This is a genomic window from Bradyrhizobium sp. WSM4874, assembly GCF_055811835.1.
On the sequence record NZ_JBVVPR010000004.1, the window covers coordinates 169850 to 191443 of the forward strand.

At 63.4% G+C, this 21594-nt stretch carries 30 protein-coding genes; 13 read left to right on the top strand and 17 right to left on the bottom strand.

Translation table 11 applies throughout. The annotated features are described in order from the left end of the window. Nucleotides 1-149: 149 nt before the first annotated feature. Entirely contained in the window at nt 150-1154 is a 1005-nt protein-coding gene (locus AC0L3P_RS06060) for an acyl-CoA desaturase (protein WP_473301289.1), read from the bottom strand. 205 nt (nt 1155-1359) lie between these two features. On the opposite strand from AC0L3P_RS06060, the gene AC0L3P_RS06065 reads away from it, so the two are divergent. Beyond that, the gene (locus tag AC0L3P_RS06065; protein WP_473301290.1) at nt 1360-2157 is read left to right on the top strand and encodes a lytic transglycosylase domain-containing protein; all 798 of its coding nucleotides are present in this window, start codon (nt 1360-1362) and stop codon (nt 2155-2157) included. A gap of 142 nt (nt 2158-2299) precedes the next feature. Here AC0L3P_RS06065 and AC0L3P_RS06070 read toward each other — a convergent pair whose 3' ends face one another. The 3 genes from AC0L3P_RS06070 to AC0L3P_RS06080 all read right to left on the bottom strand — a co-directional run bounded on the left by AC0L3P_RS06070 (nt 2300) and on the right by AC0L3P_RS06080 (nt 3737). Beyond that, complete coding sequence (locus tag AC0L3P_RS06070) at nt 2300-2575, bottom strand: hypothetical protein (protein WP_275171874.1); 276 nt, start codon at nt 2573-2575, stop codon at nt 2300-2302. Nucleotides 2576-2665: 90 nt separating this feature from the next. Further along, the gene (locus tag AC0L3P_RS06075) at nt 2666-3007 is read right to left on the bottom strand and encodes a hypothetical protein (protein ID WP_473301291.1); all 342 of its coding nucleotides are present in this window, start codon (nt 3005-3007) and stop codon (nt 2666-2668) included. A gap of 88 nt (nt 3008-3095) precedes the next feature. Next, entirely contained in the window at nt 3096-3737 is a 642-nt protein-coding gene (locus AC0L3P_RS06080; RefSeq protein WP_473301292.1) for a cell envelope biogenesis protein TolA, read from the bottom strand. Nucleotides 3738-4039: 302 nt separating this feature from the next. Between AC0L3P_RS06080 and AC0L3P_RS06085 the strand changes: the two genes are divergently transcribed. From AC0L3P_RS06085 to AC0L3P_RS06105, 5 genes are all read left to right on the top strand, one after another. Further along, complete coding sequence (locus tag AC0L3P_RS06085; RefSeq protein ID WP_473301293.1) at nt 4040-5287, top strand: tyrosine-type recombinase/integrase; 1248 nt, start codon at nt 4040-4042, stop codon at nt 5285-5287. Then, nucleotides 5280-5597 (top strand): hypothetical protein, encoded by a 318-nt coding sequence (locus AC0L3P_RS06090; RefSeq protein ID WP_473301294.1) that lies wholly within the window; start codon nt 5280-5282, stop codon nt 5595-5597. The genes AC0L3P_RS06085 and AC0L3P_RS06090 overlap by 8 nt, the downstream gene beginning before the upstream one ends. A gap of 106 nt (nt 5598-5703) precedes the next feature. Beyond that, a complete protein-coding gene (locus AC0L3P_RS06095) occupies nt 5704-6003 on the top strand; it encodes a helix-turn-helix transcriptional regulator (protein ID WP_473301295.1) in 300 nt (99 codons plus the stop codon). Nucleotides 6004-6126: 123 nt separating this feature from the next. Further along, complete coding sequence (locus AC0L3P_RS06100; RefSeq protein WP_473301296.1) at nt 6127-6702, top strand: hypothetical protein; 576 nt, start codon at nt 6127-6129, stop codon at nt 6700-6702. A gap of 14 nt (nt 6703-6716) precedes the next feature. Then, entirely contained in the window at nt 6717-7814 is a 1098-nt protein-coding gene (locus AC0L3P_RS06105; protein WP_473301297.1) for an AAA family ATPase, read from the top strand. 239 nt (nt 7815-8053) lie between these two features. Here the strand turns inward: AC0L3P_RS06105 and AC0L3P_RS06110 are convergent, their stop codons facing one another. Beyond that, a complete protein-coding gene (locus AC0L3P_RS06110; RefSeq protein WP_473301298.1) occupies nt 8054-8443 on the bottom strand; it encodes a hypothetical protein in 390 nt (129 codons plus the stop codon). Between the two features lie 1128 nt (nt 8444-9571). Then, nucleotides 9572-9892: a hypothetical protein gene (locus tag AC0L3P_RS06115; RefSeq protein ID WP_473301299.1), complete on the bottom strand. Its 321-nt coding sequence runs from the start codon at nt 9890-9892 to the stop codon at nt 9572-9574. Between the two features lie 147 nt (nt 9893-10039). Here AC0L3P_RS06115 and AC0L3P_RS06120 point away from each other — a divergent pair, with 147 nt between their 5' ends. The 4 genes from AC0L3P_RS06120 (at nt 10040) to AC0L3P_RS06135 (ending at nt 12385) form a co-directional block, all read left to right on the top strand. After that, nucleotides 10040-11218 carry a phage major capsid family protein gene (locus tag AC0L3P_RS06120; RefSeq protein WP_473301300.1) on the top strand — a complete coding sequence of 393 codons (1179 nt, stop codon included), beginning with the start codon at nt 10040-10042 and terminating at the stop codon, nt 11216-11218. Further along, nucleotides 11164-11589, top strand: coding sequence for a hypothetical protein (locus tag AC0L3P_RS06125; protein WP_473301302.1), 426 nt, complete (start codon nt 11164-11166; stop codon nt 11587-11589). Before AC0L3P_RS06120 ends, AC0L3P_RS06125 begins: the two co-directional genes overlap by 55 nt. After that, nucleotides 11586-11963 carry a hypothetical protein gene (locus AC0L3P_RS06130; protein WP_473301303.1) on the top strand — a complete coding sequence of 126 codons (378 nt, stop codon included), beginning with the start codon at nt 11586-11588 and terminating at the stop codon, nt 11961-11963. The genes AC0L3P_RS06125 and AC0L3P_RS06130 overlap by 4 nt, the downstream gene beginning before the upstream one ends. A 119-nt stretch (nt 11964-12082) precedes the next feature. Continuing rightward, a complete protein-coding gene (locus AC0L3P_RS06135) occupies nt 12083-12385 on the top strand; it encodes a hypothetical protein (RefSeq protein ID WP_473301304.1) in 303 nt (100 codons plus the stop codon). Between the two features lie 33 nt (nt 12386-12418). Here the strand turns inward: AC0L3P_RS06135 and AC0L3P_RS06140 are convergent, their stop codons facing one another. The 5 genes from AC0L3P_RS06140 to AC0L3P_RS06160 all read right to left on the bottom strand — a co-directional run bounded on the left by AC0L3P_RS06140 (nt 12419) and on the right by AC0L3P_RS06160 (nt 15963). Beyond that, nucleotides 12419-13468: a RelA/SpoT domain-containing protein gene (locus AC0L3P_RS06140; RefSeq protein ID WP_473301305.1), complete on the bottom strand. Its 1050-nt coding sequence runs from the start codon at nt 13466-13468 to the stop codon at nt 12419-12421. A 104-nt stretch (nt 13469-13572) separates the two neighbouring features. Beyond that, complete coding sequence (locus AC0L3P_RS06145; RefSeq protein ID WP_473301306.1) at nt 13573-13929, bottom strand: hypothetical protein; 357 nt, start codon at nt 13927-13929, stop codon at nt 13573-13575. A 60-nt stretch (nt 13930-13989) separates the two neighbouring features. Next, entirely contained in the window at nt 13990-14535 is a 546-nt protein-coding gene (locus AC0L3P_RS06150; RefSeq protein WP_473301307.1) for a hypothetical protein, read from the bottom strand. Between the two features lie 92 nt (nt 14536-14627). Further along, entirely contained in the window at nt 14628-14984 is a 357-nt protein-coding gene (locus AC0L3P_RS06155) for a hypothetical protein (protein WP_473301308.1), read from the bottom strand. Nucleotides 14985-15426: 442 nt separating this feature from the next. Next, nucleotides 15427-15963 (bottom strand): helix-turn-helix domain-containing protein, encoded by a 537-nt coding sequence (locus AC0L3P_RS06160; protein WP_473301309.1) that lies wholly within the window; start codon nt 15961-15963, stop codon nt 15427-15429. Between the two features lie 199 nt (nt 15964-16162). Here AC0L3P_RS06160 and AC0L3P_RS06165 point away from each other — a divergent pair, with 199 nt between their 5' ends. Together AC0L3P_RS06165 and AC0L3P_RS06170 are read left to right on the top strand one after the other, a co-directional pair. Continuing rightward, nucleotides 16163-16513 (top strand): zinc ribbon domain-containing protein YjdM, encoded by a 351-nt coding sequence (locus AC0L3P_RS06165; RefSeq protein WP_473301310.1) that lies wholly within the window; start codon nt 16163-16165, stop codon nt 16511-16513. A gap of 143 nt (nt 16514-16656) precedes the next feature. Next, nucleotides 16657-16842: a hypothetical protein gene (locus tag AC0L3P_RS06170; protein WP_275171869.1), complete on the top strand. Its 186-nt coding sequence runs from the start codon at nt 16657-16659 to the stop codon at nt 16840-16842. A gap of 21 nt (nt 16843-16863) precedes the next feature. On the opposite strand, the gene AC0L3P_RS06175 is transcribed toward AC0L3P_RS06170, so the two are convergent. The 5 genes from AC0L3P_RS06175 to AC0L3P_RS06195 form a co-directional block, all read right to left on the bottom strand. Next, complete coding sequence (locus AC0L3P_RS06175) at nt 16864-17784, bottom strand: DMT family transporter (RefSeq protein WP_473301311.1); 921 nt, start codon at nt 17782-17784, stop codon at nt 16864-16866. Nucleotides 17785-17840: 56 nt separating this feature from the next. Continuing rightward, nucleotides 17841-17987, bottom strand: a complete 147-nt coding sequence (locus tag AC0L3P_RS06180) for a hypothetical protein (protein ID WP_167552239.1) — start codon at nt 17985-17987, stop codon at nt 17841-17843. 246 nt (nt 17988-18233) lie between these two features. Further along, the gene (locus tag AC0L3P_RS06185) at nt 18234-18488 is read right to left on the bottom strand and encodes a hypothetical protein (protein WP_354054916.1); all 255 of its coding nucleotides are present in this window, start codon (nt 18486-18488) and stop codon (nt 18234-18236) included. Between the two features lie 171 nt (nt 18489-18659). Further along, entirely contained in the window at nt 18660-18863 is a 204-nt protein-coding gene (locus AC0L3P_RS06190; RefSeq protein ID WP_247297420.1) for a hypothetical protein, read from the bottom strand. Between the two features lie 63 nt (nt 18864-18926). Beyond that, nucleotides 18927-19097 carry a Flp family type IVb pilin gene (locus AC0L3P_RS06195; protein WP_007609602.1) on the bottom strand — a complete coding sequence of 57 codons (171 nt, stop codon included), beginning with the start codon at nt 19095-19097 and terminating at the stop codon, nt 18927-18929. A 349-nt stretch (nt 19098-19446) separates the two neighbouring features. Here AC0L3P_RS06195 and AC0L3P_RS06200 point away from each other — a divergent pair, with 349 nt between their 5' ends. After that, nucleotides 19447-20751, top strand: coding sequence for a M15 family metallopeptidase domain-containing protein (locus tag AC0L3P_RS06200; protein WP_473301312.1), 1305 nt, complete (start codon nt 19447-19449; stop codon nt 20749-20751). Between the two features lie 10 nt (nt 20752-20761). On the opposite strand, the gene pdxY is transcribed toward AC0L3P_RS06200, so the two are convergent. Then, on the bottom strand, nt 20762-21574 hold the full coding sequence (pdxY, locus tag AC0L3P_RS06205) for a pyridoxal kinase (RefSeq protein ID WP_275171864.1): 813 nt from the start codon (nt 21572-21574) through the stop codon (nt 20762-20764). Nucleotides 21575-21594: the final 20 nt, after the last annotated feature.

The window sequence follows — 21594 nt, forward strand, 5'->3', positions numbered from 1 at the left end:
GCATGCGGGTCAACGCGATAAAGCGGCAGCTTCTGCGGCTTGCGGCGGTCAAGGACCGTAGCCCGGATGGAGCGCAGCGAAATCCGGGATCTCGCGCCAAGCTACGCTGGTCCCGGATTGCGCTGCGCTCCATCCGGGCTACAGCGACCTCAGACCATCGCTTCCGTGTCCGCCACCGGACGTTTTCCGCCGTCTGCTCCTGAGTGAGGCGTCCTGCTTCCCGCCGCGAAGATGTCGTGCACCAACCCGAGCTTACCAAGCCCGAGAATGATCAGGCCGTTGATGTCGATCTCGTACCAGGCGTGCGAAATGTAGGCGTCGCGCGGAAACCGGTGATGGTTGTTGTGCAGGCCTTCGCCGAAGGTGAGGATCGTGGTCACGAACTCGTTGGTGGTGCCGTCGTCGAGATCGAAGCGGCGGTAGCCGTAGCGGCCGTCGCTGTGGCAGACCGAGTTGACCAGCGATGTCGCCATGGTCATGAGGTAGCTGCGGAACAGGCCGGAGAACAGGATGCAGCCGGTCATCGTGTGCACGCCGCCGAACGCGTAGCCGATCGCGCCCGGAATGATCACCGCCGAGAGCGCGTACCAGTACCAGCGCGTCCTGGTGAAGAACATGGCGATCGGGTCGGCCAGGATATCCTTGGCGTAGTATCCGGCATCGGTGGTGGCCTGGTCCCACACCCAGCCGCCTTGCGCGTGCATCATCCCCTTGGCGAAGGTGACATAGGGGTTGCCGTCGCCGTCATAGTAAGGGCTGTGGACGTCGCCGGGCTTGTCGGAGTGAAGATGATGCCGGCGATGATTGCTCACCCATTTCAGGATCGAGCCCTGCACCGCCATGGTGGCGATAGCCGCGAACAGCGTCCGCATCACCGGACCGCAGCGAAAGCTGCGGTGGACGAAGTAGCGATGCATGAAGCCGATGCCGACCGTGGACAGCGCGAATGTGCCGGCGAAGACCGAAACCTCCACCCAGCCGATGCCTTGCCAGAAGGCCCAGACCAGCGCCGCGATCGAACCGCCGATCATGATGACGAAGGAGATGTAGGAATCGCGAAACTTGGCCTCGACCACCGGCCCTTCGACCAGCACGCCCGGCGGCATTTTCCGCTCCGCAGCTTCCGCCGACACCACGCTTTCGATTACGGTCATTCCAGTCGATCCATTCACACAAAATTAACCCTGCTGCGGCGCACACTACAACCTCGGGTTATTTCCATCAAGGATGCGAGCTGCCGTGGGAGTACGGAGCGGCGACTTGAAAGGGCGCGACCAGAGGGAAAAGAAGCCGGATTTCAAGGCCTGGTGACCGCGTTAACCAGGTGCAAAGCCTCCGCAATGCACTCCCGGAAGACCGATGCCAGGAAGAAGCAAGCCCCTCCTCCCTCGCCTTCGCAAGCTGCGGCGACGCACGCGATGGCTGCGAAAGACTTTCGCGCGCGCACCGCGCATGGTTCGGATCGCGAGCGGCGCGGCGATGCTGCTTGCGGTCGTCGGGCTCGTCAACATCGCCTATCAAACGATGCGCAAGCCGACCGAGCTGTTCGGCCTTGTCGGCCACGCGCTCGACAAGGAGCCATCGGAGACTTGGCGGCAATACGGGCCGCTGTTTCGCAAGCATTCCACCGCGACGATCACGCCCGAATTGCTGGCCGCGCTGGCGCAGGTCGAGACATCGGGCAATCCGCTCGCGCGCACCTACTGGCGCTGGCGATGGAGTTTTAATCCGCTCGCGATCTACCGGCCCGCCTCCAGCGCCGTCGGCCTCTACCAGATGCTGGACGCAGCCTATGCCGACGCCGCGCGGTTCTGTATTCGCAGCAACGCGGTCACGGAGGCCGGCTGCGGTTCTCCCTTTCTCTACATCCGCGCGCTCCCGAGCCACGCCGTCGAGCTGGCATCGGTCTATCTGGACCGCAATGTCGCTGATGTCTTGACCCGTGCGGGCGATGTGAAGGCGAGTGCGCGCGAGAAGCAGGATCTGGCCGCCTTCATCCATCTCTGCGGCGCCGGCCCCGCCACGGCCTACGCACGCCGCAAGTTTGCGATGATCGCCGACGAGCGCTGCGGCGATCACCTCGTCGCAAGCTACGTCGCGAGGGTCAACGCGATGAAGCGGCAGTTTGTGCGGCTTGCTGCCGACGACGGCGATTAGGAACGTAGCCCGGATGGAGCGAAGCGTAATCCGGGATTCGTGCCATGCGGGCGGTCATGCGATGCGGATGGTCCGGCCCCGGATTACGCTTCGCTCCATCCGGGCTACAGGCGCCAATCAATTCCGCGTCCGTCGGTGGTCTTCACCACCAGTACGGCCACCGCCAGCCCTCGTAGCGGACATACGACGACACCAAAGGCGGACCGTAGGGATCGACCCGGTCGTCTTCCGGGCGATAGCGATAGCGTGGAACGATATTGTAATCCCACGGCGTCGGCCTGAGCACGGGGACATCCACCCTCAGCCGTTGTTCATCCACCACGCGGACCTTCCGCGTTCGGGCTTCGGCATCCGATATCCCGAGATTGCACAGCACCAGGGCGGTTCCGAGCGCACACGCGACAGTCATGATCTTCATGCGTTGGTCTCCTTCCCGCCAGAGTGCAAAAGGATGCCAAGCAAGGCAAGCGAATTTGTCCCGAGTCTTCCGCTCAACGCAGACCGGTCGTCACGCGCCGGGCTCGCCATCCAACAACGCGAGCGCCCGCGGCACCTGATCGCGGTCCGCAACCAGCACATATTCCTGCCGCGCCAGGCTGGCGCCGCTCGCGATCACGATCGATTGTTTCGGGCAAAGGCCGAAGCATCCGGTCACGATCAGCTTGGCCGGCTTGTTGCCGTCGCGCTTATTCGCCTTCAGTTCGGATTTCAGCGCACGCCTGACGTCGCGGCCCTCGTCGCTGCGCTTGAGGCACTTGCGGCACACCAGGACCGGCGCCGCGCGGCGCGGGCGCGCGATTATCGGGCTTGCAGAATTGAGGCTTTTAGAAATCGACGGCTTTTCAGACATGGCAACCTATGTGGGACGTCAGTCCATATAGGCATGGAACCGCGACCTCGCCGCCAAGGACGACGACGCGGCGCGCATGGCCGGGCATTTACTCCCGCGCGCGACGCACAGCCTCCGCCAGCTTCATCCTCTGCTTGTCCCACCGGCTCTGCTCCGCCTCGGCGCGTTCGTCCAGCGCAACTCGCTCCGCTTCGATCGCCTCCGCGCGGGCGTCGTGCTCCCGCCTCGCCTCGTCCAGTGCCGCCTGCGCGCTCGCGACCGCTTTCTCGCGGCGCGCGCGCTCCTTGGCGCGGGCGGCCTCCTCCTTGCGGCGCTCGGCTTCCCGCCGCCGCTCTTCCTTCTCGAACGCCGCGGCGGCCTTGCGCGCCTGTTGATCGTCGACCTTGCGTGATGGTTGCTTTGCGGCTTTCGCCCGACGATTTGTCGGCTTGGACTTCGCTTTGCGCTTTGGCTTGGCCTCGTCGTCAGCGAGATCGGTCGGCAACTCGGAATGCTCGGTGAACGGACCGTCCGATCCGACCGGACGCCGGAGCACCACGCCCGGCTTCTCCATCGTCGCCGCGACGATGTCGGGGTCGTCCGTCTCTTTCGCAGCGCCCTGATGAAACAGATTGGACCTGGCGCCCCAGGCGTCCAGCGCCGCCTTCATTGAGGGCGCGGCAATCGCCTGGTCGTAGAAGCCGAGTGAGGTCTGGTAGGTCTTCAGTTTTCTTTTTGGTGTCTTCGGCATGTCGCCCCACGGCCCGGCGAGGCACCATCACGCCAACCTTCGCCACGATGACATCATGCCCCTGTTTTGCCCGACGAGTCAAACTCGATTCGGTATCGCCGAAGTCGATGCGGGGCCCGTAGCCCGGATGGAGCGTCCGAGCTACCCCATTTCCGTGGTAGTCCGTCTTGTCCGCCATAGTCCAAAAAAGCCTATAAGATAGACGGTTCCAGCTTCAAGGCCTGTCCTTGCGAGTGTACCATGCCCGCCGAAATGTACCCTTGTCCGACGTCGGATCGGGGGAAGGATCGGGGGATAGATCAATGCGGACCTGGGATCGGCTGTCAGCGACATTCGTGCGCGGCCTCAAGAAGCCGGGAAAATACTACGACGGCGGCGGCCTGATGTTACAGGCGACGCCGACCCGGACCAAGGGTGTCGTCACCAAGGCATGGTTGCTGCGCTACCAGATCGACAAGCGCGAACGATACATGGGGCTCGGCTCCGCCCGCGTCGTCAGCCTGGCCGAGGCCCGCGCCAAGGCCAACGAGGCCCGCAAGCTGGTGGCCGCCGGCGTCGACCCGCTCGCCCACCGCAACGCCGAGCGGATGGCCGCCCGCGTCGCCGAATTGCACACCGCGACATTCAAGCAGGTGCTTGAGCAGTTGCTCGAAAGCCACGGCGACAAATGGCGGCACAAGCATGCGACGCAATACGCGAACAGCATGATGACCTACGCCAAGTCGTTGTTCGACGTGGCAGTCGGCGATATTGACACCGCGTTGGTCGTCGGGGTGATCGAGCCGGAGTGGAAGCGCGCACCGCAGACCATGGACCGGGTGCGCCGGCGGATCGGCGAGGTGCTCGGCTTTGCCGAGGTGCGCGGCCTTCGCAAGCCGGGACCGCTGCCGACGCGATGGAAGGGCCATCTTGACAAATTGCTGCCGCATCCGCGCGCGTTGAAGCCGGTCGAGCATCACCCGGCGATGGGCTATGCGGCGGTGCCGGACCTGTTTGCAAAGTTGACGGCCACCGACGCAGTGCCGGAACTCTGCCTGGCGCTGTTGATCCTGACAGCGACGCGATCCGTCGAAGCGCGCGGCGCGCGGTGGGACGAGTTCGACCTGGCTGCCAAGCTCTGGACGGTGCCGCCCGAGCGCATGAAGCGCAAACGGGAGCATCGCATCCCGCTGTCGGCCGAGGTGGTGGCACTGCTCAAGCGGCTGCCGCGCAAGGGCGAGCACCTGTTCACCATCAACGGCAACGGCAAGCCGATTGTCGCCATGAGCCTGCGAAAGGCGCTGCATAGGCATGGCGGCGACGCCTTCACGGTGCACGGCTTCCGGTCGGCATTCCGCGATTGGGGCGGCGAGCGCAGCAATGCGCCGCGCGAGTTGCTTGAAGTGGCGCTGTCGCACGCGATCGGCAACGCCACCGAAGCGGCCTATGCACGCGGCGACCTATTGGAAAAGCGCCGCAGGGTCATGCAGGCGTGGGCCAGCCATTGCGCGACGCCGGCGGCGCCGGTTCGCGGCAAGGTGGTGGCGCTGCGCGGTGCCGGCCGTGGGTGATCGCAGCGAAGACGACGCCGTGATGGCACTGGTCGTGGCGGAATTGCTCGCCAACCCGGAGGCCCGCCCGACGCCGGATTACTGGCGTGCCATGCTGCAACGGTTGCTCGAATTGCTCGAACAGGAAACCGCCCGACGGCCAACCGGCCGGCCGCGCGATAACACCGGGCGGCTGGTCGCGATCCTGGTCGAGGTCGGCGCGAGCGAGGAGCGCGCCATCGCGCAAATCGCAAAGACGAAGCAAAAGACCATTGAGAACGTCGCGCGACGCTATCGCGATTACCTGCGAGAGCGGCGTGGCGGAAAGTAAGCCGTAGTTTCCGCCGTTTTGGCGGAAAACCCCTCCCTACTTTCCGCCGCGCGACAGCCGCGCCGAGAGCGTTCATCGTCGTCCGCGTCAAGCGCGGAGACACCCCATGAACGAAGACGACGATATCGACATTGCCAGCGTCGAATTTATCACCATGCCCGAGGTGCTGCGGATCACCCGGCGCTCGCGATCGTCGATCTATAGCGATCCCAATTTTCCGCTTCCGGTGTCGTTCGCCGAGCCCGGTCGCGCGCGGCGCTGCACCCGCTGGCTGCGGCACGAAGTTGAGGCCTGGATGCGAGACGTGATCGCACGCCGCGACGCCGAAGCCGACCAGCGGCGGCGCGATCTCACCGAGCGGAGAGAGCGCAAGCTGGCCAGGCAGCGCACCGGCACCACCGCATAACCCGGCCGCGCCTTGCGCGAGCGCAGACGCGAGCCGGATCAATATCGGTGCGGTGGAAACGTGCCTGATATGCCAATTTTCGCGACTGCTCGCAAGGCCGGCCCTCGATCGAGAGGCGCCACCATGTCCGACCCCGACCTCCCGCTGCTCGCAGCTCGTGCCGAGCTCAATAGTCGCGGCGATCCAACCATCGATTGGCTCGACTATATCAGGAACAACGCGCTCGACGTTCCGACCATCTGCCGATTTGCCGGGCTGCTCGCGGTGACGCACTGCGTTTTTTACGATCACCGCCGGTTCGATTTTGCCGACTCGGCCGAGCGCGAGGCCGAGGCGGCTGCGGTGATCGAGGCCTACGGCGACGACGCCGAGACGGTGATCGACCTGGTGGCCTGGCCGGTGATTGCACCCGGCCGGTTCGGCAGCCTGTTCGGCGATGCCATGCTGCTCGGCGTCGACCGGGTCGGCAATCCCGCGACCTATCATGCCGGGAAGCACCTTCAACTTTTCAAATATCCGTTGTCCTGGCTGCAAGCCGGCTGCACCGGGGCCGTGATCATCGATCCGCACGGCGCGCGACTTATTCTGCGTCGCGCATTGGGTCCGGTCGCCGGCGAAGACATCGACCACGCCAGAGCAATCCAGAAATTGACGAACTTCCCGCCGTGCCGGGTACTCGCGCCACTGAGGGCGGCATGACCGAATTTGCGCCGATGGACGACGCGCGCCACGGCGCGCATCAGGGCGAGGCGGGCTCAAAGCGTACCGTCCTGCCCGGCACCGACTATGCCGACATGACCACGGTGAGCGCAAAGCGATGGTTGGTGCACCATTTGCTCGCCCTTGGTGAGGTGTCGGTGCCGTATGGCGAGCCGGGATCGGGCAAGTCGGTGCTGGCCGAGGACATTGGCTTGCATGTCGCGGCTGGCATGGCTTGGCATGGCCGCCAGGTGACGCAAAGCGCGGTGCTCTATGTCGCACTGGAACGCGCCGCCGTGGTCGCCCGCCGCGCGATTGCGTTCGGCCGCGAGCATGGGCTCGAAACGGCGGCGCTACCGTTCAAAATGATCCGCGGGCCGCTCGATTTCCGCGATGCCCGGATCGCCGTCGAGATTGTCGCCACCATGACCGACCTGGCCGCGCGCTATCGCTGTGATCCCGGTTTGCTGATCGTCGACACGGTGAGCCGCGCCCTCTGTGGCGGTGACGAGAACAGTCCGAAGGACATGGGCGCGCTGATTGCCAACCTCGGCCGCATCCAGGGCCATAGCGACATCCATCTGTTGTTGACGCACCACCAACCCGCCGAAAAGGAAAGGATGCGCGGCCACGGCGCATTGCTCGGCGCCGTCGATACCACCATTCACGTCACCAAGTCGGCGACCGGCCGCCTGGCCGAGGTGGTGAAGTCGTCAGATCACGAGGAAGGCCAGCGCATCGCCTTTTCGCTCAAGAGCGTCACAATCGGCCAGGACGAGCACGGCGACCCTGTCACGGCGCCGGTGGTGGTCGAGGAAGCGGTGCCGTTCGCGTCGGTCAAGAAAGGCACGCTGCCGGCGGCCGCCAAGGTGGCGCTCAATGCGCTGCAAGAAGCCATCGACGACCTCGGCGTGATCCCGCCGGCATCGAGCCATATCCCAGCGATGATCAAAGCCGTGACCATGGATCAGTGGCGCGCTTACGCTTACCGGCTCGGCATCAGCGGATCGGAAGAACCTCGCGCCAGGCAGCAAGCCTTCGATCGCGCCATGAAAACCCTGGTAGCGGCGAAGGCGATCGGCATTTGGGAGCCTCACGCATGGGCCGCATAGGCGAACAAAGCGAACAAAGCGAACATTTTGACCGGCCACGCTGGCGATCACAAAGCGAACACACCCCTATAGGGGTGTTCGCCTTGTTCGCCATGGCTGGATGTTTGGTCCGGTGCTGCGATATCAAAGTGTGGCACGTCTTACGCGAGGCACGTCCGAGGGTCGCGGATTGAAGCCTTAATTGCGGAGGTGAATGCCCAAAATAAAACCCTGGGCATCGCCCAGGGCTTGTTGTTCATTTACTTCGCCAACTTTTCGATAGGGACCCATTCGCCATTGCGCAAGGCGTTCCACCATTTGTATCCATTCGGAGCATGACAAGACTCGCTGACCGTCTTACCCGCGACAAGGGCGGCCTTGCTCGGACTGTCGTAGATTTCATCGTTGAACTCGATCATCCCGTTCGCCACCGTGGCGTAAAGATCCTTCCCAAGATATCGGTGCCACAGCTTCTCACCGTGGGGGAGTTCGAGACGGCGACCGTTGGTGATCGCCACGAACGGCTTGGTGTCGTCATTCGGTCGATCCGTGGCTTGAGCTGTCGTTTTTCCCTCATACTGGGCGATCAGTTCGGCCACCTTTATCGCCAGAACAGGATCGGTTACGTTAAAAGTAATGGAATTCGACATTTAAAAGCTCCTTATCCCGGTGCAGCACCGCGTTGCACTTCAATAGTCTTGTTGTGCTGGTTTTTGTCGGGTTTGTCAACTATTAAAGTATGGCTTCGCCATGCTCAGTGCCTGGTCGCGTATGGAGGGCGTGCTGCCAGGGGCGGGGCGAGCAATTTTCCGAACTGCTTCGGTCGGGAGCGGCGCGCTGAATTTTCTGCATCCATTTATATGGACTGATCGTCCAGAAACGCCGCCGAACCGCGGGACCAACAGTAAGGTCCGCCTTGAACCTCAACGCCAGCGGTCCCGACCAATGTCTACTGGAGGATTGCAGTTTCCAGTTCCAGCGTAGCGCCACTGAGCATTATTGGCTTGGTGGCGTTTTCGTTTACTGGCCCGTATGGAACTCAGAGCGGCCGGCGCGCGAAGGCGTCCTTCACCGTCTCCAGTGCCTTCGGTAACGCTCCGCCAGTTTGAGATATTCTTCGGGGCTCATCATTTGGAACGAGTGTCCACTATGATACTTGGAGACTCACTTTAAGGCTTGGGTGATAGCAGTGGACCGCGATTTTAAGAACGAAGTTTTTTCGAGCTTCGACCCCACCCCGGCACAATCATGCGGCGAGTGTGGCAGAAAGCCCCGCTCCGTGTTGAAAATGTTGAACCCGCAAAGAGCGCAGACTTGGACCGAGGCCGAGAAGTAGCCCACTGAGTAGTGTTGGCTTGGCGGCGTTCAAGGAGGCGCAGTTTGGGGCGGTGTGCACCGCGCGTTTCGCCAAAATCCAGAGCGCAAAGGCCCGGTTCGATGGGGTCTCTCCGGGCCTTCGGCTCCGCTTCGTCGAGCGCCGGTTCGGGATCGAAAACCGCCACAGACGAGACGCCGGCAACGAATGCAACTACAGCCTGAGTCGGATGGTGGAATTGAGGCGCGCAGAGCGCGGGCTGCTCGCCAACGCGCGACGGCCAGAGGGCACCTCAGAAGGAAACGATAAGCATTCCCACCAGCACGACGTTGAACAAGCCCATCGCGACCACGGCGATGTCGACAACGCGGGTCAAGCTGATCATTGGTGTCCCCGATTCACGCCAACCGGGTAGTATGATGCGCCCGCTATGACCGGGCGTCTATGCAGTTCGTGCCACCCTTCACCTGACCATCGCAGCAACGTCGGGCCGCCACACCGCCAGCAACGCCAGGTTCTCGGCTGGCGACCGATCGAGGCCGGCGAGCCGAGCGCGGTGAGCCAGGACGCCGCCGGCGACCTCGAACCCGGCGCCAGGCACCACGATCAGGAATGCCCAACAGCGCGCATCCCTGAGCGCGACCTCGACATCGAGCAGCGTGAGTTGCGGGTTCTCGCCGAGCACATCGCGCACGGCGGCAGCAATTGCTTGGACGTCGAAAGTGCGATCGGCCACGATCAGGGCACGGCGCTGTTTCGGTGAAATCGACATGGCTGTGAGCATAGCAGAATTGCTTTCCGCAAAAACCCGCGTAGACTCGACGTGCTCGCGCCAATGCAGTCAGTGGACGCACCGGCAACGCACCGCGAGCGATGGCATATGCCCCGAAATCACCAGCGGCAATCCGGCCGCAACGGGAAGGCATGTGTCATGGGCGTTGCGACCGATCGCGATATTCTTCGCCGACAACTCAAAAACGACATCATCGAACACCTTCGCCGCGAGCGCGGTGCGCCGGCGCCGGCTCAGACGTTCGCGAAGGTGGTGACCGCCATGGCGCTCGGCCGACGTGACGGCATGTCCGCGGCTGCGGTTGCCGCGCGGGATTTTGCGTATGACAACGACGTGGTGCGCGGCCTGGCGAAGCCTGGCGCAATTTTCAAGGCGGCGAGCGGGCCGGCCCGCACCGACACCGCCGGTTGGGCGGCCGAACTCGCCGGCACCACCGTGGCCGGCGTGTTGACGGTCATCGCGCCAGCGAGCGTCTATGCGCAATTGGCGAGTATGCCGGCCACGATCAGGGTCGATCTGTCCGGCAGCGTCGCCGCCAAGGTGCCGAGCCGCGCGCCGACGCCGAGCCTGGCCGCCCCGTTCGTCGGTGAGGGCCAGCCGATCCCGGTGCGGCAACTCGCGCTGAGCAACGCGACGCTGGCGCGGAAAAAGGCCGCGGTGATCAGCGCGCTGACCGCCGAAATGTTGAACCACAGCGCGCCCGATCTTGAAAAGCTGATCCGCTCGATCATGGCCGCCGACACCAGCCAGGCGATCGACGGCGTGCTGCTCGACGCCAACCCGGCCACCGCCATCAGGCCGGCCGGCTTGCTCAACGGCGTCACGCCGACCACTGCGAGCGCCGGCGGCGGCTTGCCGGCGTTTGGCGGCGACGTTCGCGCGCTGGCAGCGGCTATCGAGGCCACCGGGCCGCTGGCCGCGCCGGTGCTGATCATGTCGATCACCTCGGCGCTGATGTTGGGCACGCAATTGCTCGGCACCATGGCATCGAGCAGCATTCTCGACATGCCGATCATCGCCGCGCCGACGGTGCCGGCGAAACAGTTGATCATGGTCGACACCGCGAATTTTGCGTCCGGCGAAGGTGACACGCCCGACCTGATGACGACCACCGAAACCACCCTGCACATGGAGGACACGACGCCGCTCGCGATCGGCGTGCCTGGCGCAGTGCCAGGGACTGACCCGAATGTCGTCGCGGCGCCGTCGCGCAGCATGTTTCAAACCGCATCGATCGCGATCCGGCTATTGCAGGATGTCGAATGGACGATGACCAGGAGCAACCGCGTTGCATACGTCAACAGTGTCACCTGGTGACCGCCATGACCTTCAAAACCCCGACCGATTTTCTCGCCGAGCCGGAAGCCATGACGGACGTCGACGCGCTCCGCGACAAGCTCGCCGAAGTCGCGGAAAACGCCGCGGATGAATTGAGGATTTTGCCTGTTGAACATATCTGGCCTCAGCTCCAACGCCTGATCATCGCAATGAGCTATTCCGAGCCGGGGCGGCGCCTCGACGCGATCGAGCGGTTTCTCGATGACCTCGGCGATTTCATTTGCGACGCGCGCGACCGGCTGCGGCCCGACTATGGCGAGCGGCATCCGACAGCACGCCGCAGATTGCGCGAGCAGCGGGCCGAGCCGTCGATCGGATTTTTTGCGACATTGCGGGACGATCAGAAATGACCGTTCTCGACCTCTACGGCAACAGCATCGATGACGCCGATGCCGGCGAGCACCGCCAGCCGTTCGGCCGCGTCTGCGGCTTGCACGATCAGAGCGCCAGATATTTCAAATACGATCTGGCGGCCTTCAATGGCAGCGAATGGCGTGCGCGCTATGACGATCCGGGGCCGCTGCCTGGCGACGGGTGGGCGCTCGCTGCGAAAGGCAACCGCGGCAAGCCAGGCGAGCGTGGCGCCGACGGCGTGCACGTCACCGGCATCGCAGTAGTCGGCTATTCGATCAAGATCGAGCTGTCCGACGGCACGACGGTGAGCGCGAATTTGCTGCCGACGCTCGAACGGTTCGCGCGCGAGAAACGGGACGGCCGAACGTGACGTCGACAGCGCGGCAATTGAGCCTCTTTCGATCGCGCCGGCAGCGCGGCCAGGCACCGCCGGCGCCGAGTGAATATCAATTACACTGCGCCGTGGTCGACACGTTACGGCGCTGGCTCATGCCAGGCTGGATTTATACGCACATTGCGAGCGGCGAAAAGCGCGACCAGGTGACGGCGGCGCGGCTGAAACGGATGGGCGTCAACGCGGGATTTCCCGACCTGATGTTTATCGGCCCTCGCGGCCAAGTGTGCTGGATCGAACTCAAGGCGCGCGGCGGCCGGCTCGGTGAGGCACAGGCTGCCGTCGCTGCGCACCTGGTGGCGGCCGGCCACGGTTATCTCTGCTCAAGCGACTATCGGGACGTGGTCGAGACGTTGAAGGCCTGGGGCGTGCTGCGGGCGATCGTCAGCGTGCAGTGACGCGGTGGGCTACGCCGGCGCTTTCACCACTCGTTAGGTTTTCAAAGCCTCCTGCAACGCCTTGAGAAATACCGTCGTATCCAGGAAGTAATTCGGATAGGCGCGCTCCAACGCAACGAGAGAGTCGACCGACACAAGCACTGCCTCGGCGCCGACCATGCCAGTAATCTGCTTTTCGACCTCAAGATACCGAGCAGAGGCGCGGTCTATATCCTGACGCGGAAATCCTTCAATGGTCATCCTGCCAACAGAAGGTTCAAGTCGCAGGAGAAAGTAGTGGTTCCCCTTTTGTGTCTGCTCTCGACCGACAGTGAGCACGCGGCTGTACATTCGCAGTGTGTTTTCAGCATTCAGCAACGTCGAGAAATGAGCCAGTTCCTTTATGAGTTCTGCATTCGAGACGGGCGTGTCTGGCACTCGCGCGGGTGAATTTTCGCGGATAGCTATCGCGGCGCTGGCAAGGGCAAAGAACCTCAGCCACTCTTCCTCGCCCTGACTCGACTTGAGCGATTGACTTAAAAACGTACCGATAGTTTCGACAGCGGTCGCCCATGCGTGTTGCAGCCGCGATCGTATTTGAACCTCAATATAGAGGCCATTGTAGATCGCGGGTGCCTGCTTATCGCTGAAATATTTGTAGATCAGATGAACGCCGCGATACCCTGAGGCCTTGGGACTTTCCATATAGTCGTCGACATCGTCTACGACGTGTTTCAGGTCTCCCTCGCGATAAAGGTCTACGAGTGCTCTGACCTGCGCCGTGGTGTTGACGATAGCACGGCAGCCACCGATGTCCTGCATTTGCGATAGCCGCAAGCTGGGAAACCGGCGCAGCTTTGCTGCGATCGAACTCAACCGCTTGATCCGTTGAGCGACAATGCGATCGGGATCGACCGCCTCGGCCTTACGCCTGAGCGTCACTTTAAATGTGTTCAACGGATAGTAGTGAACGGCCCGATAGTTATTGATCGCCTGTAGCGCAGCCTCAAAGCGCGGGTCCCATGGCTCCAAATCAACGTCGACCAGGGTCTTTCCCGCCTTGTCGATCTGCCCTTTCGAGTGTTTCGGTCTTGCCCATTCCATGATCCGATTTTTGAACGAAATATCTGGCGATTGGAACAGTCCCGCCTCAATTTTCCCGGTAAATCGTCCGTTTGAATGCCGCTATTGGGCAACCAAACATCGCTTCAGACATGCGGGCGCCAATCAGGCGGCATCCGCTCGCCGCGAGCGAAGCGTCGACGTTTTTCCGCGGTCCATGCCTGGTGATCGCGCCAAGCCTGAAAATCGGCCTCGGTGCGCCTGGCGAAAAACATCCCCCATGCCGCCTCGAACGCCGCCCGGGCCGCCTCGTATGACGGCGCCGAGCCACCGCGGTCCTCGCCTGGGTTTGAGCCGGGATAAAAACCGCACTGCCATTGCCAGCTTTCCGCCGCGCCGGGGTTCCCGACGGCTTTTCCGATCGTGCCGACATGCACGTCGCCGAAATAGATGCGCCAGCATAGGGCGCGGTGGGGATCGCTGCGGCGGGTGAGGACGGGCATCGTCGCATTTAAGCGAACCGTGAGAGGTGCGACAATCCGATGCAACCCGGATAACTCCCCCTAAACGTCTAACGACGCAAGGGACTGGTGTCCTGGACCAAGGTCGCTCCAATCCGGTCTACGTTCCAAAATCATATGCCGCAACTTCCTGGGGATAGTGTCGATGTAAAAGTTACAGGCGGGCTCGCCCTCATGAGCGTAGCGCAACTCTTCAAAGGCGCGCGCACCATGCGACAAGGCCTGCCGGACGTCGTCGCTGATGGTGCCGTGAAATCGCGCGGGAAGCCTCTTTCGGAACGCCTCTCGATTTTCGTTGTCCGCTGTCCAGAGGGCCGAAAGCTCTTTTTGAGTTTTGCCGTTCAACCTGTCGAATAGATTTTTGAGATGGTGTCCGCGCGGAATGGGATGACCTTCGAGGCAGATCAGGCATTTGATGTAAAGCTCGATGCTGAAAGCCTGCATCACAATACACGGCACGGCCACGTAAGCACCGATTTCGGGAGCGGTCAGCACCTCGCGGCTGCGTAGCTTCTCATTTGCGAACAGGAAGCGTTCAGCCTGTATATAAATCCGCAGTGGATCGATCGCCGGCTCATCTGCGCGCACTGGCCGCCCCTTTTGCCCGGAGCAAAAGCTACCGCAGGTTGGGCTGTGGCGCGCGGATCAGGCATTGGCTGTGCACAGCTATTCGCGCCGGCTCACCTGATTGCGTCGGCGAGCAATTTGTCGAGGACGCGCTGATCCTCGGCGTCGACCTGGGGCGAGCCGCCGGTGATGCCGGCGCGTCGTTGCTGGCGCTCAAAGCGTTGGCGCAGCCGCTTGCCCAATTCCTCGGCGCTGTCGCACTTCAACGCCCACCGGACCATCACCCGCAAGCTCGGCGGGCGCGGCGTGTCCTGGTAGCGCAGGCGGCGCAGGGAGCGGATTTCGGGTGGCGGGACGTCATCGGGCATCAGGTATTTCTCCCCGTCGACCAGCGGCGGCACCAGGGCCAGGCTCACCGGCACATGCTGCACCGAGCCGTAACCGGACAACGTCGGCATCAGGATGACCATGCTCGGTGCCATGGCCGCGCACGGTGAGCGCGTCGCGACGATCACGCAAGTGGGGCAAGCACCGCCGCTGGAAGGGCCGCCACGTTCGCAGCGCGTGCCGGTAATGCGTTTTGGCGCGATGGGCGTGGAAAGGCCGCGGCGCGCCTCAACGCCCCTAAGGCCTTCCTGGGCCGAGGCGTCACCGCGCCGATCGATGGGGGAAATATCGGGGTAAGGATCGCCAAGCGGCAAAATAACTCAATACTATCAGAGCAATTGCCCGGATGGAGCGAAAGCGTAATCCGGGACGGTGCCCGCCGCAGGACTCCCGGATTGCGCTTCGCTCCATCCGGGCTACGGTCCAACACCAACGATTTTTCGGATTTCCAACACACTGAAATCCCTCGGGATTTCTACTGTGCATGGGGTTGTTTTCGAGGTTTTTGTTTTGGCGGGTCGCCACCTACGCCGCGTCGACATCCTCGGGCGCCGGCCCGGCAACGAGCCCGTCGAGACCAACCATCAGCAGATCGGCGATGTGCATCAGTTGATACAGCGGAATGTCCGCCTCGCCCTGCTCGGCCAGCGACACGAAGGCCGACGTGGCGCCGATGAGCTCGGCGAGCTGGCCTTGCGTGTAGCCGCGCTTGTCGCGCGCAACCTTGAGGCGCGCACCGATCCCGAGTCTGTGCCGGGACTGCTCGTCGGTGGTCATCATCACGGCCTGCTCGTCCGCGCTCGCATAGCCGGCCACGAACGCGCTGCCGATCAGCCTACCCTTGCGCCAGGCGACGCGGCAGTCCTTGCGCAGTCCGCTGCTGAAGACCAGGGTGAATTGGTCGGCGACCCAGAGCGAGGCGTTGAGGCCGAGGCGCGCGCCGGTGCCGGAGACATCGCGGATCGTGCAGGGCGCGTTGATGATCTTGCCGGTGCCGTTGTCGAATTCGACGATGCCGGTGCGCAAAATGTGATGTCTGACTGCGGCGCGATGCTCGCTCATGACCAGAACGCTCCCTTCCGCGGCAACGTCGAACGAACGCCGCGTAAACCCGGACCTCGATACCGCAAACTTTTTCCTGAACTCCTAAATTTCCAAGGGTTCCACCAGGACTGAAAGCCATGGTAAAGGATTTGCTCCCAATCCATCTTTTTCCGGCGGAAAGCGTGCGGCGCGCCCGTGACGGGCGACGAGGCAAACGATGACCGACGCGATGAAATGTCCGACCTGCAACTCCGAACACGCCTATCAGGATCGCGGCCTCTGGGTCTGCCCGGAATGCGGCCATGAATGGAGCGGCACGGCGGAGGCCGCCACCGACGCCGCACAGGATTCCGGCGTGCGCGATGCCAACGGCAATGCGCTCGCCGATGGCGACAGCGTCATCGTGATGAAGGATCTCAAGGTCAAGGGTTCCTCCTCCGTCGTCAAGGGCGGCACCAAGGTCCGCAACATCCGCCTGCAGGACGCCACCGACGGCCACAACATCGCCTGCAAGATCGACGGCATCGGCGCGATGAATTTGAAATCGGAGTTCGTGAGGAAGGCGTAAGCCGCGGCCCAGTGTTCAAAAGTGGACATACGCTGCTGCGTCAGACCGGTACCCATCAGTCGACATCCGCACGACAATTTTGGGAGGCCGCTCTGCGAGGACCGCCAACAAGCGACGCGACCCGGCCAAACCCGACCGATGACATGTTCGACAATCTGAGCGACCAGGCCGTTTTGCGACTGTACGAAAACATCCGGCATCAGGTCGCCGCCGACAAGGCGCTCGGAGGCAGGTATCGGCTGCTCGGCAAATCCGCCAGCGAGCGCGCCGAGCGGCTCGGGCGGGAGCTGACCGGCCGCGGCGTCAAGTTTACCGCCATCGAATGGTAAGCGCCGTTTAGGGTCCGCGATCTATCGCTGCCGCTGCGCCAGATAGAATCCGCACAGCACCGTCACCAATCCCGCCGTCTGCAATAGTGTCGGCGGCTCGCCGAGCAGGAGCCAGCCGGTGAGCACCGTCAGCGCCGGCACGCAGGCGGGGACAACGGCGGCGCGGGCGACGCCGAGACGTTGGACCGAGACGGCGAACAGATAAAGCGCAGCCGGGCCTGCAAGCACGCCCTGCGCCAGCGCCTGGATGGCGTTCTCGCCGATACCGATCGCCGCGATCCGCGCCAGCCCGCCGGTCATGAGGTAGATCGGCAGCAGCAGCAGCGACAGCACGTTGATGACGAGCGCGGCCGACACGGCGGAGACACGCCAGTGGCGCAGCAGCGCGCCGAAACCTGCGAACATCAATCCGGTCAGCACGAAGGTGAGATCGCCGAGCACGCCGTCGACCCCGATATGGCCGATCGATTCCGCGCCGATCACACCGAGCCCGCCGACGATGACGACAGCGCCGGCGATGCGCGACGCGGAGACATGCTCTTTCAGGAACAAGGCGGCGAGCAGCAGGCCGCCGAGCGTCGCGCAGGAGGGCTGGATCACGCTGCCATGGCCGAGCGGCACGAACAGAAAACCAGTGTAGGAGATCAGCGACATCACGGGGCCGCCGAGCACCATCAGCGCAAGGCCCCTGCCCCAGCCGATGCCGCAGAGATCGGAGATCCCGCCGCGTATCACCAGCGGCAGGAATGCGATGCCGGACCAGACATAGCGATGCACCAGCAGATCGACCGGCGTGAAGCCGACCTTGAGCCCGTGCCGCGTGCCGGCAAAGCCGAGCGCCCAGAACACCGCCGCGGCGAGGCCGCAAAGCACGCCGACAAGCGCCGGCGCCGCATCGCTTTTCTGAGTGAGAGCGTCGGCGCCGCTCGTCCGCTGATCCATCAGCAAGCCTTATGTCAGCGCGCGACGAGGCTCAACCCACGCGGTTGCAGATCTGGCTAGAAAAATCCGGGGCTGAGATCGAGCCCATACGTCAGGCTCAGAACGAACACGAACAGCGCGGCGGCCGCGAACAAGGCGAGATGCCTGAGAATGAACGCGCGCGGCGAGACGCTTGCAACAACGGCTTTCTGTGCAACAGGCATGACTACTCCATTATGAAAATGATTCTTGGCTGCTCAATCAGCGGCGCCCGCATCAAGCGCCGCGATCTGCAAAGCAACTATTAAAGAGATCACACTCGCTTTGAACGGCCGTACACAAGTGGCAAGTGATCATGACTAGCTGCGCCAAAAAAAGACCGCGCTCCCGAAAGGGAACGCGGTCCTGGCAGGCTCGAGAAAACGAGCCTGCATCACGTTAGCTTGATGTTGGCTTGTGGCGCCCCCAGATCAGCGGGCGCTGCCGGTCGTGACATCAGCCGTCTTCACCTTGCGCGACGAGAGAACGCGGGCCTGGTGGATCGAAGCGACATTGGTCGGCGCCGAGGCCTGCTGCTCGACATGCGCGGCACCGAGCACGCGCACCTGCATCGGGGACACAGGAAAACCGTTGGCCTCATAAGTCGGCAGCTCGGCGGCGAAAGCCGCGGTGCTGCCCGCGATCGTCAGGATGGCGGCGGCGATCGACAGAGTCTTCTTGTTCATGGGTGATGCTCCTTCAGTGGAAGATTCGGAGCACATTTAAGCGCGTTTTGCTGCATTGCGACATGCATTGTTGCAACGCAACAACGCGCCGGGTGCATGGCAATATGTTTAATGCGCGCAACGCTTTGGCAAAATCACCGCCCGGCGCGACATGACGCTTTTATGGCGGTGTCAGCCGCCGAGCACGTGGCCCCAGCCGTCGAAGACGTAGGCCTTCCAGATCACGGTTCCGTCCTGGCCCGGCCGGCTGGCACGCCTGAAATCGTCGGCCTGCTCAGCGGTCCAGGTGATGATCGTATCGGAGAGCTGGTCGTGCAGGATGGCGGGCTCGGTGGGGTCGAAGGCGTCCATGGGACGAAGCGAGGAGTGCGTCATGGGCGCCTAACGCGCTAGCCGCAGCAAAGTTGCCGCAAGGCGTCGGGCACCGCACCACACAGCTCATTTGAGTGCTGTCGCCAGCGATTGCAGCTTTGCGACGAGGTTGGTGCCGAGGGCGTAGATGATCTCGATGATCGCGAGCGCGATGCCTGCTGCGATCAGTCCGTATTCGATCGCGGTAGCGCCGGATTCATCGGCGGCGAATTCAGCCCATTTGCATTTCAGTTTCATGCGCGTGTCCTTCCCAACTCTGCCGGAAATCGCCGGCACGGGAGACTTGCACGACCACAATCCAAGATTGAGTAAATTCGACCGCCTCAAGTTGACGACAATGAATACTGCATTTGCAGGCCGTTTCGGCTGCGGCACCCCTTGAAACCGCAATGGAACCCGCGTTGCCCGCGCGCAACACCCGCTCGAAAAGCCCTCTTTCGCCGAATTGCGCCATTGCGCCGCCACACCGTCCTCCGAACAATCGACGCGCGGCGTGCCTTTTCGTGCAAGACTGTTTGTCAAGACTGTTTGGTCAAGACTGTTCGGAGAAGACGAGGTTCGACAGAACCGTTTGGAGGCAGGGATCATGAATGATCGGCGGTCTCTTCTGGTGGCGGTCTCCTGCCCCTCGGCGGTTCTCGCCGGCTGGCTGGCGCTCTCTTTGTCCGCCTATGCCCCTGCCCTCATCGAGAACAGCGGCGCCAATGCTTCTGCCGTCTCGCGCGCGAAGGATCTCAGCCGGCTTGACCTCGCAGACATCCCGCACGCTGCGGCCATCGAGGACGGCGTCGCCCTGACCGCCGATATCGCGGCCGCCGTCGCTGCGACACCAGGCACGGTCACCGCTGAAGCGGAAGCGCCCGAGGCGCCAGCTCCGGCCATCAAGCTCGCCTCGGCCGACCCAGTGCTGATCTTGCCGACCGAAGCGCCGCTCGCGCCGCAGATTTCGCCTGACCCGACACCAGTCGCCAGCGAGGTTGCTCCGGCTCCGGCGCCGGAGCCCGTGATCAAGCTCGCATCCGCCGATCCCACCGAGATCGTGACGACGGACGCGCTGTCGCCCGCGACGATCGCAACCGGCCCTGCGCCTGCCGCGAGCAAGGCCTCGCCGTCCGCGGACACGACCGCAGTACTCGACGAATGCTACGTCATGGAAGCCTGTATCGACCGGTATCTCTGGGCGCTCTACCAGCGCACGGCCAAGGAAGACTCGATCAAGGTCACGGATCGCCGCGCCGTCACCGTCAAGCGCAAGGGCAAGATGGTGACCGTGATGCGCAGCTTCACGAAACTGGTCGACGAGGACTTTGGCTGGAAGGATCCGAAGGCGGCCGACCGCGCCGGCCTGTCGATGATGGACTACGTCATCGGCGGCATGGACAAGAGTTTCAAGAAAAAGCTGTTTCGCACGTTGCTCGCGGCTGAGGCTGCCGGGCTTTCGCCGGGCATCACCAGCGCGTTCCGCGACGACTATCGCCAGTCGATCGCGAGCGGCCTGAAGGCCGCCTCCGACCGCTCCTATCACGGCGGCAGCACGCGCGGCGGCTACGGCCACGGCATGGCGGCCGACATCGTCAGCACCAAGGGCGACAACCGCGCGCAACGCTGGGTCTCGACCGAGGTGCTGTGGAAGTGGGTCGATGCCAATGGCAAGGCGCTCGGCATCGGCCGCCCCTATCTTGGCCGCGATCCCCCGCATGTCGGCCCGGTCGACGGGACGGAATACGTCTCGCGCCGAGGCACGTCGGACCGTAAGGAAGCCAACGTCAAGCCCAGGAAGGCGCGGGCCGTGGCAAGCGCAAAGCCGCCAAAGGCGCAGGCGACGCGCGAGCAGAAGGTCCCGGCAAAGCCGCAGAAATCAGCGCAATCGGCCGCGAAGCGCGCGACCTGAGTATGGCGGTCTACCGTCCGGGCGTCGGCAGCGGCACGAGCCGCATCTCGGCGGTGCCGGCCTCCTGCGTGCGCACCAGCACTGCGAAAATGGTTTCGACTGCGAGCCGCACCGCCGCCTCGGTCACTGTGCCCCTAGCCAGATGTGCCGCGATCAGGCCGGTGAGGAGATCACCGGTGCCTGAGGGGCGGATCGGCAGGCGCGGCGTCGCAAAGCGCGACAACTGACCGTCGGCGCACAGAATCGTTTCCACCTGCCCTTCCGCCGTATCAGTGAGCGTGCAACCGGTGGCGACCACGTCGATGCGCCCGGTTCCGGCCAGCGCCGCGCACGCCGCGCGCAGACCCTGCGCATCCAATATGTCGAGGCCTGTGAGCAGGCCGAGTTCGAACTGGTTCGGCGTGGTCAGATTGGCAGCCGGCAGCAGCCGGTGCCGGACCACGTCTAGGATGCCGTCAGCGACATAGACCCGGCCGTCATCGCCGATCACGGGGTCGCAGAGATAGACCAGCTTCGAATTGCGGGTCAGCGCCCGCTCGACGAAATCGGCAATGACAGCGGCATTGCCGGGCGAACCGAGATAGCCGGTGACGATTACCGCGGCCTCGTCCACGAGATCGCGCTCCTCGACGCCTCTCAGCAGATCTGCAACGAGCTCGGTCTCCAGCACCCGCCCGCGCACGGTCGGATAGCGCGGATGGTTCGACAGCAGCGTTGTCGGCACCGCCGCGACATTCACCCCTTCCGCCTGCATGGCATAGGCCGCGGCGCTGTTGCCGACATGGCCGTGGACCACCTGGCTTTGAATGGAGATGACAAGCATGAAAGTCCGTAGGGTCAAAT

Bases quoted from the DNA above. Each gene is read 5' to 3' on its own strand.
- AC0L3P_RS06190 (WP_247297420.1), bottom strand. From the start codon at position 18,863: ATGACGCACTCCTCGCTTCGTCCCATGGACGCCTTCGACCCCACCGAG.
- AC0L3P_RS06075 (WP_473301291.1), bottom strand. From the start codon at position 3,007: ATGTCTGAAAAGCCGTCGATTTCTAAAAGCCTCAATTCTGCAAGCCCG.
- AC0L3P_RS06155 (WP_473301308.1), bottom strand. From the start codon at position 14,984: ATGGTCATCCTGATGCCGACGTTGTCCGGTTACGGCTCGGTGCAGCAT.
- AC0L3P_RS06195 (WP_007609602.1), bottom strand. From the start codon at position 19,097: ATGAAACTGAAATGCAAATGGGCTGAATTCGCCGCCGATGAATCCGGC.
- AC0L3P_RS06065 (WP_473301290.1), top strand. From the start codon at position 1,360: ATGCCAGGAAGAAGCAAGCCCCTCCTCCCTCGCCTTCGCAAGCTGCGG.
- AC0L3P_RS06060 (WP_473301289.1), bottom strand. From the start codon at position 1,154: ATGACCGTAATCGAAAGCGTGGTGTCGGCGGAAGCTGCGGAGCGGAAA.
- AC0L3P_RS06100 (WP_473301296.1), top strand. From the start codon at position 6,127: ATGTCCGACCCCGACCTCCCGCTGCTCGCAGCTCGTGCCGAGCTCAAT.
- AC0L3P_RS06135 (WP_473301304.1), top strand. From the start codon at position 12,083: ATGCCAGGCTGGATTTATACGCACATTGCGAGCGGCGAAAAGCGCGAC.
- AC0L3P_RS06185 (WP_354054916.1), bottom strand. From the start codon at position 18,488: ATGAACAAGAAGACTCTGTCGATCGCCGCCGCCATCCTGACGATCGCG.
- AC0L3P_RS06125 (WP_473301302.1), top strand. From the start codon at position 11,164: ATGGACGATGACCAGGAGCAACCGCGTTGCATACGTCAACAGTGTCAC.
- AC0L3P_RS06140 (WP_473301305.1), bottom strand. From the start codon at position 13,468: ATGGAATGGGCAAGACCGAAACACTCGAAAGGGCAGATCGACAAGGCG.
- AC0L3P_RS06105 (WP_473301297.1), top strand. From the start codon at position 6,717: ATGGACGACGCGCGCCACGGCGCGCATCAGGGCGAGGCGGGCTCAAAG.
- AC0L3P_RS06180 (WP_167552239.1), bottom strand. From the start codon at position 17,987: ATGCCTGTTGCACAGAAAGCCGTTGTTGCAAGCGTCTCGCCGCGCGCG.
- AC0L3P_RS06170 (WP_275171869.1), top strand. From the start codon at position 16,657: ATGTTCGACAATCTGAGCGACCAGGCCGTTTTGCGACTGTACGAAAAC.
- AC0L3P_RS06085 (WP_473301293.1), top strand. From the start codon at position 4,040: ATGCGGACCTGGGATCGGCTGTCAGCGACATTCGTGCGCGGCCTCAAG.
- AC0L3P_RS06175 (WP_473301311.1), bottom strand. From the start codon at position 17,784: ATGGATCAGCGGACGAGCGGCGCCGACGCTCTCACTCAGAAAAGCGAT.
- AC0L3P_RS06160 (WP_473301309.1), bottom strand. From the start codon at position 15,963: ATGAGCGAGCATCGCGCCGCAGTCAGACATCACATTTTGCGCACCGGC.
- AC0L3P_RS06115 (WP_473301299.1), bottom strand. From the start codon at position 9,892: ATGCTCACAGCCATGTCGATTTCACCGAAACAGCGCCGTGCCCTGATC.
- AC0L3P_RS06120 (WP_473301300.1), top strand. From the start codon at position 10,040: ATGGGCGTTGCGACCGATCGCGATATTCTTCGCCGACAACTCAAAAAC.
- AC0L3P_RS06095 (WP_473301295.1), top strand. From the start codon at position 5,704: ATGAACGAAGACGACGATATCGACATTGCCAGCGTCGAATTTATCACC.
- AC0L3P_RS06165 (WP_473301310.1), top strand. From the start codon at position 16,163: ATGACCGACGCGATGAAATGTCCGACCTGCAACTCCGAACACGCCTAT.
- pdxY (WP_275171864.1), bottom strand. From the start codon at position 21,574: ATGCTTGTCATCTCCATTCAAAGCCAGGTGGTCCACGGCCATGTCGGC.
- AC0L3P_RS06130 (WP_473301303.1), top strand. From the start codon at position 11,586: ATGACCGTTCTCGACCTCTACGGCAACAGCATCGATGACGCCGATGCC.
- AC0L3P_RS06145 (WP_473301306.1), bottom strand. From the start codon at position 13,929: ATGCCCGTCCTCACCCGCCGCAGCGATCCCCACCGCGCCCTATGCTGG.
- AC0L3P_RS06070 (WP_275171874.1), bottom strand. From the start codon at position 2,575: ATGAAGATCATGACTGTCGCGTGTGCGCTCGGAACCGCCCTGGTGCTG.
- AC0L3P_RS06200 (WP_473301312.1), top strand. From the start codon at position 19,447: ATGAATGATCGGCGGTCTCTTCTGGTGGCGGTCTCCTGCCCCTCGGCG.
- AC0L3P_RS06080 (WP_473301292.1), bottom strand. From the start codon at position 3,737: ATGCCGAAGACACCAAAAAGAAAACTGAAGACCTACCAGACCTCACTC.
- AC0L3P_RS06110 (WP_473301298.1), bottom strand. From the start codon at position 8,443: ATGTCGAATTCCATTACTTTTAACGTAACCGATCCTGTTCTGGCGATA.